We start from the raw sequence: 14954 nt of genomic DNA, 5'->3' as shown, positions 1-14954 counted from the left end.
ATCTGATGATAGAAGTACAAAAGCTGAAGAGTGCGACGCAAGATTGCTGATAGTAGCACCAACGCTGGGACAATAAATGAACAAACAAAGATTAGAACTTAGATATTAGAATTTAGATATTAGAGTTTAATTATTAGATTTTATAAATAATTATGTCATTACTCAGATACGAATCGCAGGCCAGGGCGCCATTGGTTGAAGGAAATAAAACCTACCACGATGTAACGGAAGACATTTGTCGTCCGGTGGAAGCCAAACCGGGCAAATTATGGTGGGTTGGTTTTATCATCTCGCTGGGCTTATTGGGCTTTGGTGTTGTGTCCATTTATATGGATGTGGTTTATGGTACCGGCCAGTGGAACCTGAATAAAACCATAGGCTGGGGTTGGGACATTACCAACTTCGTATGGTGGGTGGGTATTGGTCGCACGCGGGAACGCTGATCTCTGCTATCTTATTATTATTTCGCCAGGGCTGGCGTACTGGTGTAAACCGTGCGGCAGAGGCGATGACGATTTTTGCGGTAATGTGTGCGGGCCAGTTTCCGATATGGCACATGGGTCGTGTGTGGAACGCATTCTTTGTAATGCCTTACCCCAATACACGTGGACCATTGTGGGTGAACTTTAACTCACCCTTGCTTTGGGATGTATTTGCGATCTCTACCTATTTTACTGTTTCGCTGTTGTTCTGGTATTCGGGTTTATTACCGGATCTGGCTACACTTCGTGACCGCGCAAAATTGAAATGGAGCAAATTTTTCTACGGTCTGGCTTCTTTCGGATGGACAGGTAGTACAAAGCATTGGCAAAGGCATGAGGCTTTGTCGCTGGTGTTGGCGGGTCTTTCTACACCGTTGGTACTTTCGGTACACACGATCGTATCTTTTGACTTTGCTACATCGGTAATTCCGGTTGGCACACTACGATCTTTCCTCCTTACTTCGTTGCGGGTGCGGTATTCAGTGGTTTTGCAATGGTGCAGACGCTATTATTGATCACGCGTAAAGTGTTAGGACTGAAAGAATATATTACCATGGAGCATATTGATGTGATGAATAAGGTAATTGTACTGACTGGTTCTATTGTGGGTATTGCTTATCTGACAGAGTTGTTCATTGCATGGTATAGTGCATCTCCTTACGAGTGGTTCGCATTTAAAGAAAACCGTGTAAACCTGAACAGCCCTTACGGATGGAGCTATTGGTTGATGATGGGTTGTAACGTACTTTCTCCTCAGATATTCTGGTTCCGCAAAATGAGGCGTAATATTCTGGTTACCTTCTTTATGAGTATTCTGGTAAATATCGGTATGTGGTTTGAAAGGTTTGTGATCATCGTTACTTCTATTTATCGCGATTACCTGCCAAGTTCGTGGAGTACTTATTACACGCCAACAATTTGGGAGATCGGTTTCTACATGGGTACGTTTGGTTTGTTTTTTACATGTTATTTCCTGTTCTCTAAATTCTTCCCTGTTATTGCTATCGCGGAAATTAAACATATCCTTAAAAAGAATGGCGATATATACAAAGAGAATATGACGAAAGTAGAAACGCAGTCTTACGATGCCTTTGAGCATGAACAAAGCCATCATCATTAATAAGGTTGCAAGTTACCGGTTGCAAGTTGCTGTTAATGAGTTGTAACCGAAAGATAGTTGAGAAGTTGAAAATAGTTAAAAGGTTGAAAAGTTGAAGATTACAGTTTTACATAAACCTGTAACTGGCAACCTGAAACCAGTAACAAAAAATATATGAACGTTAAAAAATTTGTTGTAGGTAATTTTTACGAAGAAGAGGTGTTGTTTCCGGCGGTAACAAAGGTTCGCCGTGCGGGATACAAAATACACGATGTGTATACGCCCTTTCCTATTCATGGTTTGGATAAGGTGATGGGCTTAAAGGATACTGATCTTCATATTGCCGGTTTTATTTATGGTATAACGGGTACTTCTACCGCGATCGGGTTTATTACCTGGATGCTGGCATTTGACTGGCAGATCAACTTTGGTGGTAAGCCATTCTTTTCGCTACCTGCCTGGATACCTATTATGTTTGAGCTTACAGTATTATTTTCTGCCGTAGGCATGGTACTTACTTTTTGCTGGTTATGCCAGTTGGCTCCTTTCGTAAAGAAAGACCACTTTAACCTGCGCAGTACCGATGATACTTTTACAATGGCAATTGAGTGCACTGATAAAACAAACGAAGCAGAAGCTATTGCATTTTTGGAAAGTGTAGGTGCACAAGGTGTAGAAATACAGCATCGTGAGGCAGACTGGTGGATTGGCCGCTACGATAGAGAAACGGTAAGATTTGGTAAAAAAGTACCACAGGTTTAAAAAGTTGACAGTTGATAGATGACGGTTGACAGTATGCTCGACCAAGAATGAAGAAGAACAAACATGAACAGACATTATTTTATGAATAAATGTAAAAAATTTTTGAAGAAAGCAAATTTGGGAGGCTTGAAATCTCCCTCTCCTTCAGGAGAGGGGTTGGGGGTGAGGCTTTAGCAGTTGTGATGCTAAGCTTGATGGCCGCGGGTTGTGGCGCTGGTAAAGACCCTGGTATAGCATATATGCCTGATATGTATTATAGTAAAGCATATGAAACCTACGCACCTACACAGGAGCTGAAAGATTCAGATATATATTATAACAGATTACCGGTTGAAGGCACAGTTTCCAGGGAAGAAGACCTTGATTTTCATTTCGACCTGAAGCATGATTCGTTAGGTTATGCTCAGTCTGCAAGCCTTAAAAATCCTTTGGATAGCGGTGCTACTATCAATATGAAAGAAGCCGAGAGACTTTATTTGATCAATTGCGGTGTTTGCCACGGTGCTGCTTTAGATGGTAACGGTCCACTGTTTAAAGGCGGCGACGGTCCATTTACCGCTGCTCCTAAAAACTTTATGGATGCCGAAATGATAGCAATGGCGTCGGGAACAATGTTTTATTCTGTTACTTATGGTAAAGGGCAAATGGGAAGCTATGCATCTCAGCTTACACCAAAGCAACGTTGGGAAGTGGTGGCTTACATCAAGTCAAAACAACAAAGAAAGCGGCGCCGGCTGAAGCGGCTCCGGCAGTAGATAGCACAGCAACGGCTAAGAATTAATTATTTGAACTTATTTAATAAAGATCAGGAATGTCAACAGTAGAAAAATTTATACCTACCAAAAAATACAACACGATTGCGTATGTGTTAATGGGTGTTGGGTTGATAGCAGCTATAGCATTATATATTTCAACGCATGGTGCTGCAGGCAGTGAAGAAGAACTACACAAAAGCGATGCGCGTTTTTGGGCAAGCCTGTTACAAAATAGCGTTTACTTTCTGTTAGTGGTAAATGCCGCTATGTTCTTCATGTGTGCGACTACTTTAGCATGGGGTGGATTTCAAATTGGTTTCTCCCGGGTTACTGAAGCTGTTTCAGCAGCAGTGCCTGTAGTTGGTACCATTACCGCTGTTATCCTTTTGTCAATCGTATTTGGAGACAATCATACCATTTATCACTGGACAGACACTGAACATGTTGCTCATGATAAAATCTTAAACTTTAAAAAAGGATTTTTAAATAAAGGGTTTTATACAGCAGTTACTTTAGGTACTGTAATACTTTGGTCTTTCTTAGGCTGGAAAATGCGCCAGCGTTCGCGCAGTCTGGATACCAACCTCCGGTGACTGTAGAAGAGAAAAAGAAATTTTCCTGGGATAATACTGTAATGGCAGCATTATATATTGTAGTATTCGCTTTAACTATTATGTCTTCGCTACCATGGTTATGGTTGATGAGCATAGATGCGCACTGGTTTAGCACTATGTATAGCTGGTACACATTTGCCAGTACGTTTGTTGCCGGAATTGCTTTAATAACGCTTTATGTTGTATTCCTGAAAAACAACGGATTATTACCCGCTGTAAATAAAGAACACTTGCATGATCTTGGTAAGTTCATGTTTGCATTTTCTATTTTTTGGACGTACTTGTGGTTCTCTCAATTTATGTTGATATGGTATAGTAACCAACCAGAGGAAACGATCTATTTTGTGAACAGAATTGGCAACTCGGCCAGGCAAAGCCCGTATTCAGGAATATTCTGGTTCATGTTGGTCATCAACTTTGTAGGGCCGATCCTGATTTTTATGAGCCGTGATTCTAAACGTAATTATACTATTGTAACATTTGTATCAATACTGATTTTATTTGGTCATTGGTTGGATTTTTACCAAATGGTTTTCCCCGCAATTTCGCCTGATAAAGTGCCGTCTATTGCTTTTGACATGGGAATCGCCTTATTCTTTGTGGGATTGATTATGTTATTGGTGGCTCGCACTTTAAGCAAATATCCGTTAACAGTAGAAAATCACCCATTTGCAAAAGAAAGTGTGATACATCATACTTAATGGTTGACAAGTTGAAAAGTGTTTGAAAGAGTAATAATAGATGATAGATATTCTTCAGTACAAGAGTGCGACGCAAGAAAGAAGATAGTAGCACCTAAGCTGGTAACAAAAAGATTTAGATAAAACAATAACAGAACAATACATCGTATGCATACTTTTTTATTAATAGCGATTTTATTATTGGGGTTCATTATCACCTTTCAGATTGCAAGGGCTACTGAATTTGTATCAATAATACAAGGGGAGGAAAGAACAAGAAAGCAGTCTAACAGGATCAATGCATTTCTGTTATTAGCATTCCTAATTGTAGGCCTTTTTGGTGTGTATTGGGCGCATCATACACTTGCGGACAAAACCTTGGGTTTGAGTGGTTCTGCATCTGATCATGGTATCAAGATCGACAGGATGATCAAATACACATTGATCGCTACCGGTGTTGTTTTTGTTGTTACGCAGGTATTGTTGTTCTGGTATTCATTTAAGTATCAGGAAAAAGAAGATAGAAAAGCGTATTATTTTCCACACAACAATAAGCTGGAGATGATCTGGACCGTTGTTCCGGCAATTGTGTTGACCGTTCTTATTTCTTTCGGATTGGTATATTGGTATCAGATTACTGGTGCGGCTCCGGAAAATGCAGCAACAGTTGAAATTACAGGAAGCCAATTTAAATGGGAGTTTCGCTACCCGGGCAAAGACGGAGTTTTAGGAAAGAAGAATTATAAATTTATTGATGAAAGCAATGACAACACATTGGGTTTAATATGGGATGATGTTGCTACGCATGATGATATTGTTTCGGGCGGTCCGTTACATTTAGTTGTAAACAAACCGGTGAAATTGGTTATTGGCGCAAAAGATGTGATTCATAGTGTAGGTCTTCCTCACTTCCGTTTAAAAATGGATGCTGTGCCGGGAACGCCTACGACCTTGTGGTTTACACCAATTAAGACAACAAAAGAAATGATTAAGGAAACAGGCAAAGAAAATTTCGTTTTTGAAATTGCCTGCGACCAGATGTGTGGCGCCGGCCATACCGGCATGCGTGGAGAAATTATTGTTGAAACGCAGGAAGAGTATGATCAATGGTTCTACAGTCAAAAAGCACAGTACCAGACAGCGGTTGTTGAAAAGCAAAATGCACCGGCCGCAGCCGATTCTTCTGTAGCAAAGCCTGTAGACAGCACAGCGCCGCAACACCCGATTCAACAGCAAAATAATAATTAGTATACCTTTAGTTATATATTAAGAGGAAATTTTTTATGAGCGATACTTTACATACCCACCAGGAAACAGCAAGCCATGGCCATCATGCAGATGATCACCATCATGTGCATGCTCATCACAAAGAAACTTTTATTTCGAAGTATATTTTCAGCATGGATCACAAAATGATCGCGAAGCAATTCCTTATTACAGGTATTGTTTGGGCGATCATCGGAGGGTTGTTCTCGGTTCTTTTCAGATTACAACTGGGTTTTCCTGATGAAAGCTTTCCGATCCTGGAAACGTTTTTCGGAAGATGGGCGGAAGGTGGACGAATCAGGCCTGACTTTTATTACGCATTAACAACTATGCACGGAACCGTGTTAGTATTCTTCGTTTTAACTGCAGGTTTGAGCGGTACGTTCGCTAACTTACTTATTCCATTGCAAATTGGTGCAAGAGATATGGCCTCGCCAATGATGAACATGCTTTCTTACTGGTTCTTCTTTGCAGCAAGTATAGTAATGGTTTCTTCTTTATTTATTCAGACCGGCCCTGCTTCAGGCGGTTGGACAATTTATCCGCCGTTGAGTGCTTTAGGCCAGGCTTCAGAAGGTTCTAAAGCGGGTATGGATTACTGGATCATTGCAATGGCATTATTCGTTGTATCTTCTTTATTGGGTGGTTTGAACTATATCGCTACCATTCTTAATATGCGCACAAAAGGTATGTCGATGACTCGTGTACCGCTTACTATCTGGGCGTTATTATTTACAGCGATCTTGGGTGTATTATCTTTCCCTGTTTTACTTTCAGGATTGATATTATTATTATTCGATCGCCATTTGGGAACAAGCTTCTATCTGAGCGATATCTATGTTGCCGGACAAGCATTATCGAATGAAGGCGGTAGCGCCATCTTATTCCAGCATTTATTCTGGTTCCTTGGCCACCCTGAGGTATATATTATTATCCTGCCAACAATGGGTATCGTTTCCGAAGTAATGTCAATAAACTCAAGAAAGCCAATATTTGGTTATATGGCGATGGTATTCTCTCTGTTTGCCATTTGCGTGCTGGCTTTCCTGGTTTGGGCGCACCACATGTTTGTAACAGGGCTTAACCCATTCCTCGGATCCGTTTTCGTATTATTGACGTTACTGATCGCGGTACCTTCAGCCATTAAAGTTTTTAACTGGATAACTACTTTGTGGCGCGGTAATATCAGGTTTACGCCAGCTATGCTTTTTGCCATTGGCTTTGTAAGTTTATTTATTTCTGGCGGTTTAACAGGTATTTTCCTGGGTAACTACTATTGATATTCACTTGCACGATACCATGTTTGTGATCGCTCACTTCCATATTGTAATGGGTGTTTCTGCGTTCTTTGGTATGTTCTGTGGCATTTATCATTGGTTCCCTAAAATGTATGGAAGATATATGAACAACACTTTAGGCTATATCCACTTTTGGGTGACGCTTATTGGTGCCTATCTTATATTCTGGCCTATGCACTACCAGGGATTTGCCGGTATGCCAAGAAGGTATTTAGATAAAAGCAGTTGGGTAAGTTTTGGCCAGTTTCACGGGTTAGATGCAATGATCACTGTAGTTACTGTGATGGTATTTGCTGTGCAGCTGATGTTTGTGTTCAACTATTTTTATTCAATGTATAAAGGAAGAAAGGTAAGAACACTAAATCCATGGGGTGCAACAACACTGGAATGGACTACACCTATTCATCCGGGACATGGCAACTGGGATGGTGAAATTCCTGAAGTTCATCGCTGGGCTTACGACTATGGTAAAGATGGAAGGGATTTCATTCCTCAAACTGAACCGATAGGCGAAAAAGAAAGTTCGCATTAGGCCTCCCCAACCCTCCAGAGGAGGGGCTTTAGGATGGTCGTTTAAAGGTGTGGAAAATTATTATGGCACAGAAGTGATGTTGAGAAATAGAAATAAATTTTACTTAAGTGAGGCCTGTGCGTCGGCTGCTCTCCCCCTCCGGGGGAGCCAGAGGGGGCTGGATCGGGTATGAAAGATTATATTCAACTTACAAAGCCCTCTTTAAGTATAATGGTGGTTTTCAGTAGCGTAATTAGTTACCTGCTGGTACCCAATGTGTCGATGGACTGGTGGCGGATCGTTTTGCTCTTTGCAGGTGGGATGTTGGTAACAGGAAGCGCCAATACCATCAATATGGTTGTGGAGAAGGATACAGATGCGTTGATGAAACGTACCGCAAAAAGGCCTATTGCCAGCGGGCGTATTACGCCGGAGCAGGGATGGGGATTTGCGATATTGACCGGAGCAATTGGTGTATTTATTTTAGGCTATTATTTTAACTGGACGGCGGCCTTGCTTGCTGCATTTAGTTTGTTTTTATACGCCTTCGTTTATACGCCGTTGAAAAAGGTCAATTCAATAGCGGTGTTGGTTGGTGCAGTTCCCGGAGCTTTACCTTGTTTGATCGGCTGGGTGGCCGGGTTTGTTCCGGGGCAGGATATTGATTGGTTGGGCGGTGCAGTGATGTTTGGTATTCAGTTTTTATGGCAGTTTCCTCATTTTTGGGCGATAGCCTGGGTGGCGCATAAAGATTACAGCGAAGCGGGTTTTAAATTATTACCGAGTGATAAGGGGCCGACAAAATTTACGGCATTGCAAACTTTGGTTTATTCGCTTTTGCTGGTGCCGATTACTGTAGCGCCGTTCTTTACAGGAATAAGCACTACGAACGGAACAAAAGGAATTGTTGCACTTGGATTAGTAATAGTGGCCAATATTTTTATGATTTTGCGTTGTGCAACTTTGTATAATAAAATGGATGTAAAAAGCGCAAGGAATGTGATGTTTGGAAGTTATATGTATTTGCCGGTGGTATTGCTGGCGTTGTTGCTGGCGAAGGTGTAGTTGGAGTTGATAGATGAAAGATGACGGTTGACAGATGGTTTTGGAGGAAGGGGCGCTCCGAAGGAGCTAAACATGAATAACCGGATGCGAAGCTTCCGGATGATGATAGAAGTACAAAAGTTGAAGTGTCCGCCAACTGGCGGAAGACCGCTGATAGTAGCACACAGATGGCTAAATAAAATTAAGATGGACATAGTGAGTAACGAGCAACATAAAAGATTGCACCCGCACAAATTTACTTTGTGGGTGGCGATGGCCAGCATGATCATGATGTTTGCCGGGCTTACAAGTGCGTTTATTGTAAAAAGCAATTTAACCGGTTGGAGAACGATTGTGTTACCTCAGATTTTCTGGGTTTCTACAGTAGTTATATTAGCGAGCAGCCTGACGATGCAAATGGCGATTAAAGCTTTTAAAAGCCGCGAAATGCAACGCTACAGAACATTGATGGGTGTTACGTTTGTATTAGGTATTGCATTTGTAATATGCCAGGTTTTTGGATTTGGTGAACTATGGGAGCAGAATGTTAGGTTTAAAGGATCATCTGGAGCGGGTCAGTTTTTTTACGCGATAGCTGGTTTACATGCGTTGCACGTAATTGGTGGCGTGGTGGCGCTTACGGTAATGGTGATACGATCATTGACCGGGAAAATAAAATTATACAGCGCCATTCCTGTTGAAGTAATGGGAATGTACTGGCATTTTGTAGACCTTTTGTGGTTGTATTTATTAATATTTTTTATAATTGTTGGATAAAATTTTTTGAAAGGAATGGCACACGAAGCAACAGTAAACACACATCGTACCAAATGGTGGAGCGGGGGCAAAAGTCCGTTTAATATTGAGTACGGAAAAGTGATGATGTGGTATTTTTTAATGAGCGATGCTTTCACTTTTGGCGCGTTCCTTATTTCTTACGGTACTACAAGGTTTAGTCAAAATTTTTGGCCTGATCCAAACGTAGTATTTAATGCTTTGCCAGGAGCGGGACATGCGAACCTGCCATTGGTGTTTGTAAGTATCATGACATTCATTCTGATCATCAGTTCTGTAACAATGGTGCTGGCTGTACACGCGGGACATAACAGAAATAAAGCGGATGTACAGAAATGGTTGATCTGGACTATTGTAGGAGGTTTGGCTTTCCTGGGTTGCCAGGCTTTAGAGTGGCATCATCTTCTTACAGCAGAACATGCAACTTTAATTGATGGAAAAATTGAACTGATCAGTCAGACGACCAGACATAACCCATGGGGACAGTTGATTCATGGGCCGGAACTGACAACGGCATTGCAGCATTCTTCAAGCCAGACTTTAGCAACTTTGGTTGCAGAGAATCATTTGTCTGCGGCATCTCATGGAGAATTATTACAAATGCCGAAAGATCAGTTGGTACAGTTAGTAAGTAATTCTGAAATACATGTGCGCGAAACAGGTCCTGTTGCCTTTGGTGGATTTTTCTACGGAATTACTGGCTTCCACGGTTTCCACGTATTCAGCGGTGTTATTATTAATATTGTGATGTTATTGATGACAAATAATAACGTGTTTGAAAATAAAGGCCATTATCTGATGATCGAAAAAGCAGGTTTATACTGGCACTTTGTGGATTTGGTTTGGGTATTTGTATTCTTGTGTTTTTATCTTATATAGACCTCACCAACCCTCTCCGAAGGAGAGGGGAGTAAGTTGCCTAAAGTGCAACATTTAGAATTTAATATTTAGAATTTAGAATTTTATAAAGGTTATGAGTAGTCATTACGATCCTACAAAAGATATTTCTCCTTCTGCGGCTTACCCGGAAGTAACGGTTCACCATCATCATTCTGACGATGCCACTTTCAAAAAGCGCGTGAAAAAGACAACTATATTATTGTCAGTTATTACAATAATTGAGTTGGCTATTGGCTTTGGCATTTACTTTCTTCACAAAGGAGAACCTCCTTACTTTTTAGTGCTGTTTTTGAAAGGTATTGTTTGTATACTTACATTGGCCAAGGCTTACTATATTGTTTCTGTATTTATGCACTTGGGTGATGAAATACGCAACTTTATGATGACGATTGTTGTACCATTAGCTTTATTCATCTGGTTCATTATAGCGTTCTTAGCTGACGGACAATCTTACAAAGATTTACGTAATAAATACGACAAGCATTTCGAGGAAACAACAATGCCCGCTCCACATGCCACACCTTCAGCAGAACCTGCGAAGGGAGAAGGACATTAATTTTTATTACAAACTATTTTAAACAGCCCCTAAAATTTTTCGGGGCTGTTTTGTTTTTTTGACATTTGTCAAAAGTGCCTGTTTATGCTCTGTATATCTTTGAGGTATGAAAAAGCCAATGAATACAAAACTACCTATTAGCGAAAAATTAATATTAATTGCTGCAGTATTTTGCACGGTGTGGATTGCATTTATGCTACTGAGCGCTCATTACTACATTGATATTGGCATAGTTGGCGGAGCTATTTGGGAGTTGATAACGATTCCGGTATTGTTAACAACGCCGCTCATTTTTTTATACACACTTTATGCAATTTTTTTAAAAAGTCGAGGGACAGTAAAATTATTATTGCCTGTAGTTTAACGGGAGTTATAACAATATCGGTGTTTATATGATATGTGCCGTAGCGTTTTGAGAATAATAATCAAGCCATTTAGCGACAAGAATATCAATACTCACTTATCACGTATATTAATTATGTTTTTGTCTTTCCAACTGTTTTCATTTGTATAAAATCCACAAGGAAAGAAAAGCCCATCGCAAAGTAAATATAGCCTTTAGGTATCTTCACTTCAAAACCTTCGGCCAATAAGGCAAAACCTATTAACATTAAAAAGCATAAAGCAAGTACTTTAAATGAGGGGTGGCGGCTTATAAAACTACTGATTGGTTTAGATGCAATCAGCATAATAATTACAGTTACGACTACAGCGGTGTACATGATCCACAGTTCATTTACCATGCCAACAGCAGTAATGATGGAGTCGATGGAAAACACAAGGTCAAGTACAATTATTTCCGACAATAACTTACGAAAACTGCTGGCTTTTACATTCTTTGGCGAATTAGGATCAGGCTCTTCTGTTTTATGATAAATCTCTTTGGTGCTTTTGTATAGCAGGAACAAACCACCTGCAATAAGAATCAGCTCCTTGCCTGTAAACGACATGCCAAATAGCGTAAATAATTCCTGGTCTAATTTCAATATCCATGAAATAATCGCTAAAAGAACAAGACGCATCACCATTGCTAATCCAATTCCCCATATTCTGAGTTTGTTGCGTTGGTTTTCAGGCAATTTATCAGCTAAAATGGAAATAAAAATAATATTGTCAATACCTAAAACAACTTCAAGTGCAATAAGAGTTAACAAGGGTATTATAGCATCAGCCATGGCTAGTCGGGTTTAATATTTTTTAAAAGAGCGTTAATTAAAACTTTTGTAATCTATATTTTCAATTAGTTCATCAGGTTTAAGTAAATGAATTTTCATGCCAAGTTTTTCAGCATTAGGAAAATTGGTGTATGAATCATCAACAAACAAAGTTTCTTCAGGTTTAATGCCTGCATCTTTCAGTATAAACTCAAAAACTTCAATATCCGGCTTTCTTAATCCTACGTTTTGTGAATAATAAGCTTTAATGAAAAATGACTCCAGCAATTTATGTTTTGTTTGCTCCGATAATTGATTGGCAAAATATTCGTAATGTATCTGGTTTGTATTACTCAATAAATAAAGGTTGTATTCTTTTTTAAGCTCCAAAAGATAATCGAGGCTCGATTCCCGGAAGCCCAGTAATAAAGCATTCCAAGCATCTCTTATTTGTTCATCTGTAACATCCTTTGGTGCTATTTCTTTTATACGCGTATAAAATGCAGCGGGAGTAATTTTACCTGTTTCCAGATCCTGAAACAAGGAATCAGCATTATACTGTGAAAACATATTTTCAAAATCAGAAAATCCCATCTTTTCAAATGCTTCAAAGGTTTTTTTGAAGTCAAGATTATAAAACACACCGCCAAAGTCAAAAAGTATATTTTTTATCATGGCAGCGAAGATAAAATAATTAGCAATGTGGTACTATGCACAAAAAACAAGTGTTGTAACTTTATTATTTAAAAACTTGTTATAAATTGAATGTTATATGCAACGATTCTTATCATTAACAGCCGCTGTTTTACTCACCTTTTCAGCCACATCGCAAAGTCAAAATCGAAAGTTGGTTTGGAGCGATGAGTTTAACTATTCCGGGCAGCCGGATAGCTCTAAATGGGCTTATGACATAGGCAATAACAACGGATGGGGCAATAATGAATTGCAGTATTACACCAGCAATGAAAAAAATGTACTGGTAAAAAATGGAAAATTATTTATCCACGCCAGGCAAGAAGAGAAGTCTGGATATCGTTACACATCAACAAAGCTTATAACAAAAGGCAAAGCAACCTGGCAGTATGGTAAAATTGAAGTTCGGGCAAAACTTCCCTCGGGAACCGGCTCCTGGCCTGCCATTTGGATGCTTGCTGAAAATATGAAGCAATGGCCTGATGATGGTGAAATTGACATTATGGAATATGTTGGGTATGATCCTGGTTGGGTGCATGGCTCCATTCATTGCAAACAGTATAACCATGTAATTGGAACTCAAAAAACAGCCAAAACGCTGCTCGCAGATGCCGCATCAGCTTTTCATGTATATGGGTTGGATTGGACAAAAGATTCTATTAAAATTTCGGTTGACAATAAGATCTACTTCTCATTTGCTAACGAACACGCTGATTATAATAGCTGGCCGTTTGATAACAAAATGTATCTTATTTTAAATATTGCCGTGGGCGGTAACTGGGGCGGACAAAAAGGTGTTGATGACAAAATTTTTCCTGCAACAATGGAAGTCGATTATGTGCGGGTGTATCAATAATAAACTTTTCGCCTTTGAAATATTTATGAGCCCGGCAATCAACAGATGGCATCGAAATTGCGTCGCACTCTTCAACAGCAGAACATAGATCAACCTATATATTCGCAAAAAATTTGTAAGCATATTCCCCACCTTTACATTTTTCAAATATTTTTCAAACTCAGCAGATTTCCTCATAATCTGTAATCCCATAAAGCATGGTTCAGACAAAGATTAACACTTCCGAAACATTTCGTATTTCTGGATTTGTCCTATCTTTGAAATACGAAAATCAACGTAGTTTGATTATTTAAAAATGAGATGGATGCTCATTTGAATTTATCCGTTAACAGAAAAAATACAAAATGAAGAAGGTTTTATTATTAACTGCTGTTGTGTTGCCTGGCTTATTATGGGCACAACAAGATGAAAACAAAAATAAACAAGAAGCAGAGCGTATCATCATAACTAAAAAAGGTGCAGACACAGAAAAGCTGAATATAATAGTTGATGGCGATGACATTACTGTAAATGGCAAACCAGTTCAGGAAGGCGAAGCCGGTGATGTTACCGTAAAGCGTTTAAAAATTAAAGACCTGAATACTTTCAATTGGTCTCCCGATGCAGGATTTGGGGATAACGAAAATGTTTTGAACCGTAACTTTCGAATCATGCAGGCTCCCAATAAAGCAATGTTGGGTGTAGTTACTGAAAAAAATGAGCAGGGAGCAAAAGTGGTGAATGTAAATGAGGAAACTGCCGCAAAAAAGCAGGTTTGCAGGAAGGAGATATTATTACTGAAGTAGATTCAAAAAGATAGAAAATCCAGACGAGCTGTCTCAGGCATTAAAAGACAAAAAACCTGGCGATAAAATTACAATTGTTTATTTACGGGATGGGAAAAGTCAAACAACAACTGCGGAGCTTACTAAATGGAGTGCGCCGCATACCTTCACTTTCAGAGGCAATGGAAATGAGAATTTTGCTGCACCCAATATTGATTTTGAAGATTTAATGTCACGCATCCCCAGAAATTTTGAAAATAGGGGAATAATTTCAACTTCCGTTACGGAAATCCAATGGAAAATGGTCCAAAACTCGGCATCAAAATTCAGGATGTTGAAAGCGGAACTGGTGTAAAAGTGATCGAGCTTGAAAAAGGCTCGGATGCAGACAAGGCCGGTTTGAAAGAAGGCGATATTATTAAAGAAGCAAATGGAAATGCAGTAAAGAACGCGGATGATCTTTTGGAAGAAAAAGGAACTGTAGAAGCAGGCTCAACTTTAAAGCTGAAAGTAGATCGCAATGGTAAATCTCACGATATCAACGTTCTTTTCAGCAAAAAAATAAAAACGGCAGATTTGTAAGCGTGAACAAAATTAGTTTTCTGATTGTTTAATTATAGTTTTTGTAGGTTGTAAAGCGCCTGTTTGTTCAGGTGTTCTTTAAAAAGTTTGTGATTAGGATTTCGAAAGCCGGTGGCATATTTGCTGCCGGCTTTTAATTTTTG

At 39.6% G+C, this 14954-nt stretch carries 18 protein-coding genes and 1 pseudogene; 17 read left to right on the top strand and 2 right to left on the bottom strand.

Annotated features, from left to right (window positions below; genetic code table 11):
* The first annotated feature begins 152 nt into the window (after nt 1–152).
* From MKP09_RS18440 to MKP09_RS18375, 14 genes and pseudogenes are all read left to right on the top strand, one after another.
* Nucleotides 153–443: a hypothetical protein gene (locus tag MKP09_RS18440; RefSeq protein ID WP_240831782.1), complete on the top strand. Its 291-nt coding sequence runs from the start codon at nt 153–155 to the stop codon at nt 441–443.
* Nucleotides 407–997 (top strand): hypothetical protein, encoded by a 591-nt coding sequence (locus MKP09_RS18435; protein ID WP_240831781.1) that lies wholly within the window; start codon nt 407–409, stop codon nt 995–997. The genes MKP09_RS18440 and MKP09_RS18435 overlap by 37 nt, the downstream gene beginning before the upstream one ends.
* Nucleotides 976–1602, top strand: coding sequence for a hypothetical protein (locus MKP09_RS18430; RefSeq protein WP_240831780.1), 627 nt, complete (start codon nt 976–978; stop codon nt 1600–1602). The genes MKP09_RS18435 and MKP09_RS18430 overlap by 22 nt, the downstream gene beginning before the upstream one ends.
* 153 nt (nt 1603–1755) lie before the next feature.
* A complete protein-coding gene (locus MKP09_RS18425; protein ID WP_240831779.1) occupies nt 1756–2343 on the top strand; it encodes a DUF3341 domain-containing protein in 588 nt (195 codons plus the stop codon).
* 182 nt (nt 2344–2525) lie between these two features.
* Nucleotides 2526–3098, top strand: a complete 573-nt coding sequence (locus MKP09_RS18420; protein WP_240833316.1) for a c-type cytochrome — start codon at nt 2526–2528, stop codon at nt 3096–3098.
* 56 nt (nt 3099–3154) lie between these two features.
* Nucleotides 3155–3691 carry a hypothetical protein gene (locus MKP09_RS18415; protein WP_240831778.1) on the top strand — a complete coding sequence of 179 codons (537 nt, stop codon included), beginning with the start codon at nt 3155–3157 and terminating at the stop codon, nt 3689–3691.
* Nucleotides 3688–4413, top strand: coding sequence for a hypothetical protein (locus MKP09_RS18410; RefSeq protein ID WP_240831777.1), 726 nt, complete (start codon nt 3688–3690; stop codon nt 4411–4413). The genes MKP09_RS18415 and MKP09_RS18410 overlap by 4 nt, the downstream gene beginning before the upstream one ends.
* A gap of 147 nt (nt 4414–4560) precedes the next feature.
* Nucleotides 4561–5640 (top strand): cytochrome c oxidase subunit II, encoded by a 1080-nt coding sequence (locus MKP09_RS18405; RefSeq protein ID WP_240831776.1) that lies wholly within the window; start codon nt 4561–4563, stop codon nt 5638–5640.
* A gap of 35 nt (nt 5641–5675) precedes the next feature.
* A pseudogene (locus MKP09_RS18400) lies at nt 5676–7488 on the top strand (cytochrome c oxidase subunit I).
* Nucleotides 7489–7656: 168 nt separating this feature from the next.
* On the top strand, nt 7657–8532 hold the full coding sequence (gene cyoE, locus MKP09_RS18395; RefSeq protein WP_240831775.1) for a heme o synthase: 876 nt from the start codon (nt 7657–7659) through the stop codon (nt 8530–8532).
* A gap of 27 nt (nt 8533–8559) precedes the next feature.
* Nucleotides 8560–9288, top strand: coding sequence for a cytochrome c oxidase subunit 3 (locus MKP09_RS18390; RefSeq protein WP_240831774.1), 729 nt, complete (start codon nt 8560–8562; stop codon nt 9286–9288).
* A gap of 15 nt (nt 9289–9303) precedes the next feature.
* A complete protein-coding gene (locus MKP09_RS18385) occupies nt 9304–10185 on the top strand; it encodes a cytochrome c oxidase subunit 3 (RefSeq protein ID WP_240831773.1) in 882 nt (293 codons plus the stop codon).
* 94 nt (nt 10186–10279) lie between these two features.
* Entirely contained in the window at nt 10280–10762 is a 483-nt protein-coding gene (locus MKP09_RS18380) for a cytochrome C oxidase subunit IV family protein (RefSeq protein WP_240831772.1), read from the top strand.
* A gap of 118 nt (nt 10763–10880) precedes the next feature.
* Nucleotides 10881–11126: a hypothetical protein gene (locus MKP09_RS18375; protein ID WP_240831771.1), complete on the top strand. Its 246-nt coding sequence runs from the start codon at nt 10881–10883 to the stop codon at nt 11124–11126.
* A gap of 112 nt (nt 11127–11238) precedes the next feature.
* Here MKP09_RS18375 and MKP09_RS18370 read toward each other — a convergent pair whose 3' ends face one another.
* Both MKP09_RS18370 and MKP09_RS18365 read right to left on the bottom strand, forming a co-directional pair.
* Nucleotides 11239–11937 (bottom strand): TerC family protein, encoded by a 699-nt coding sequence (locus tag MKP09_RS18370; protein WP_240831770.1) that lies wholly within the window; start codon nt 11935–11937, stop codon nt 11239–11241.
* A gap of 33 nt (nt 11938–11970) precedes the next feature.
* On the bottom strand, nt 11971–12591 hold the full coding sequence (locus MKP09_RS18365) for an HAD family hydrolase (protein WP_240831769.1): 621 nt from the start codon (nt 12589–12591) through the stop codon (nt 11971–11973).
* 97 nt (nt 12592–12688) lie between these two features.
* On the opposite strand from MKP09_RS18365, the gene MKP09_RS18360 reads away from it, so the two are divergent.
* The 3 genes from MKP09_RS18360 (at nt 12689) to MKP09_RS18350 (ending at nt 14811) form a co-directional block, all read left to right on the top strand.
* Entirely contained in the window at nt 12689–13465 is a 777-nt protein-coding gene (locus MKP09_RS18360; protein WP_240831768.1) for a glycoside hydrolase family 16 protein, read from the top strand.
* Nucleotides 13466–13809: 344 nt separating this feature from the next.
* Nucleotides 13810–14250 carry a hypothetical protein gene (locus tag MKP09_RS18355; protein WP_240831767.1) on the top strand — a complete coding sequence of 147 codons (441 nt, stop codon included), beginning with the start codon at nt 13810–13812 and terminating at the stop codon, nt 14248–14250.
* 273 nt (nt 14251–14523) lie between these two features.
* Entirely contained in the window at nt 14524–14811 is a 288-nt protein-coding gene (locus MKP09_RS18350; protein ID WP_240831766.1) for a PDZ domain-containing protein, read from the top strand.
* Nucleotides 14812–14954 lie beyond the last annotated feature (143 nt).

The organism is Paraniabella ginsengisoli, assembly GCF_022513635.1.
GTDB classification, from domain to species: domain Bacteria; phylum Bacteroidota; class Bacteroidia; order Chitinophagales; family Chitinophagaceae; genus Niabella; species Niabella ginsengisoli.
Note: the sequence above shows the minus strand (reverse complement) of the source record. Positions and strands in the feature narration are given on the sequence as shown.